Source organism: Escherichia sp. E2562, from assembly GCF_005781075.1.
GTDB lineage: Bacteria > Pseudomonadota > Gammaproteobacteria > Enterobacterales > Enterobacteriaceae > Escherichia.
Genome location: NZ_VATM01000036.1, coordinates 1 through 2,185, shown reverse-complemented (window position 1 = coordinate 2,185; position 2,185 = coordinate 1). Strand labels below are relative to the sequence as shown.

General features: G+C 47.3%; 6 protein-coding genes. All 6 read left to right on the top strand.

Features of this window, described 5'->3' with window-relative positions:
- A partial coding sequence (locus FEK43_RS22610) for a DnaB-like helicase C-terminal domain-containing protein (protein WP_171020823.1) occupies positions 1–426 on the top strand: 426 nt, incomplete at its 5' end.
- A gap of 72 nt (positions 427–498) precedes the next feature.
- Complete coding sequence (locus tag FEK43_RS22605) at positions 499–705, top strand: hypothetical protein (RefSeq protein WP_135408996.1); 207 nt, start codon at positions 499–501, stop codon at positions 703–705.
- Positions 706–717: 12 nt separating this feature from the next.
- The gene (locus tag FEK43_RS22600) at positions 718–1,038 is read left to right on the top strand and encodes a hypothetical protein (RefSeq protein WP_135406895.1); all 321 of its coding nucleotides are present in this window, start codon (positions 718–720) and stop codon (positions 1,036–1,038) included.
- Between the two features lie 216 nt (positions 1,039–1,254).
- Entirely contained in the window at positions 1,255–1,593 is a 339-nt protein-coding gene (locus FEK43_RS22595; RefSeq protein ID WP_135409001.1) for a hypothetical protein, read from the top strand.
- Positions 1,590–2,000, top strand: coding sequence for a recombination protein NinB (locus tag FEK43_RS22590; protein WP_000814617.1), 411 nt, complete (start codon positions 1,590–1,592; stop codon positions 1,998–2,000). The genes FEK43_RS22595 and FEK43_RS22590 overlap by 4 nt, the downstream gene beginning before the upstream one ends.
- Positions 1,997–2,179, top strand: a complete 183-nt coding sequence (locus FEK43_RS22585; protein ID WP_001254221.1) for a NinE family protein — start codon at positions 1,997–1,999, stop codon at positions 2,177–2,179. Before FEK43_RS22590 ends, FEK43_RS22585 begins: the two co-directional genes overlap by 4 nt.
- The last annotated feature ends 6 nt before the right edge of the window (positions 2,180–2,185 follow it).

Genomic DNA, 2,185 nt, shown 5'->3' with positions numbered 1-2,185 from the left:
ATTGAGAAGCCGAAAGCAGACCGCAACGACCTCGCAATTGCTCACATCTCAGGAAGCCTTAAGGCGATGGCGAAAGACCTGAAAACGCCTGTTATCTCCCTAAGTCAGCTTTCACGCGATGTTGAGAAGCGACCAAACAAACGCCCGACAAACGCAGATTTGCGTGATTCAGGAAGCATTGAACAGGACGCAGACGCAATCATCATGCTCTATCGGGAAGCGGTATATGACGAGAACAGTAGCGCCGCGCCATTTGCTGAAATCATCGTGACGAAAAACCGTTTTGGCTCACTTGGTACGGTTTACCAGCGGTTCTGCAACGGACACTTTGTTGCATGTGACCAGGATGAAGCCAGACAGATTTGCACAGCATCAAATGCACCTGCTGCGCGTGGCAGACGATATGCACAAGGGGCTGACGTATGACCATCTACATCACTGAGCTAATAACAGGCCTGCTGGTAATCGCAGGCCTTTTTATTTGGGGGAGAGTAAATCGTGGTTGAGTTGATTTTCTCTGCATTGAGACTTCTCGGTGCTATGTGGATGGTGGCGACGTTCATTGTGGTTGCTGGCTGTTTTGTCCGGTTGGTAGGCGAAGGTAAAGACCTGGTGGGTGTGCTTTTCGGTAGCATTCTCCTGTGGGTGATTATCGGTGTTATGCCTGTTGTCGTAGCAAAAATGGCGTGGCGTTTTGTGAGTTAAGCGGAGGTAAGTGTGGCTGACTGGCAAATTCCAATCATCATTCTTGCCGGAGCTTCGCTGGTTGCTGGCTTTATCCTGCTGAAAAAGCATAAAGACCGTGATCAAAAAGTCGAAGTTCTCTATGGGTATCCAGCGAACAGCACAACATGGCTGACCATTTACCACTACCGAAAATCAGGCCGCTGGGTATTTGAATGGGATGATCTGTTCGCTGAAAAGCGACCAAAGTCATGGGGAGACATCAGCGAATGCATGATGTTTGAAGAAAGAAAATCCGGCGCAACCAGAGATGAGTTTAACGAAGCGTGGAGGAGATTAAGTGAGAGAGGGTAAGCACTGATGGCAAATGCATTTATTTATAGTTTATTTCTTGTCGCGATTTTTCATGGATGTCTTCTGATTATGAGTTTTGTTCTCTGGAAGAATGGATATCGCATATTGGGAGCGGGTTTTGTTTTACGGTTTTCAGTCGTCTGCGCGTTGCTACCGATAATTATGGCGACTATCAAATATTATTGGTGACCCAAAAAATCATCGATGGAGAGTGATATGGACGAATCAAGAAAGCAGTTTGAAGAAAGTTGGTTGCGACGTGGAGGCGAATCTTCAGACCTTATCCGTTACCCTGAAAATCACCATGAAATTGGCAGCGGTAATATTGGTGGTCAATACGTGATGGACGATGTTCAAGGCCACTGGCAAACGTGGCAGGCATCGCGAGCAGCTATTGAACTGGATATCGACTGGCCCGAATCGAATGACGACTTTTGGAAAGATGGTGAAGAAGGTGCTTATGCGATGGGTTATGAGGATGGGTGTGACAAAACGGTAATTGCAGTAATGAAAGCTATCAGAGCCGCTGGAATTAAAGAGAAGAATTTTCGATGAAGCAAACAATCTTCCTCCGAACTAAGCAACAACAGCAAGCTGCAATAAATGCCATCCTCGCAACACCACTCGATAAAGACAAGCCAGTCACCATCCGCATTACTGACTACAAGCGCAACCTTGACCAGAACGCAAAATTTCACGCGATGGTCGCAGATATCGCTAGGCAAGTTCAGTGGCGCGATAAATGGTTAAAACCAGAACAATGGAAGGTTTTGTTGATCAGCGGTCATGCAGTGGCAACAAAGCAGGAAGCTGATGTTTTGCCCGGCCTTGAAGGCGAATACGTCAACATTCGCGAAAGCAGCGCGCAGATGAGCGTGAAGCGTATGGCAAGTCTGATCGAGTACACAACAGCCTGGGCTATTGGTCAGGGTGTCAGATTTACCGACAGGAGGTACGAATGAGACGACAGCGACGAAGTTTCACCGACATCATCTGCGAAAACTGCAAATACCTTCCAACGAAACGCTCCAGAAATAAACGCAAGCCAATCCCAAAAGAATCTGACGTAAAAACCTTCAATTACACGGCTCACCTGTGGGATATCCGGTGGCTAAGACATCGTGCGAGGAAAACAAGGTGATTGACC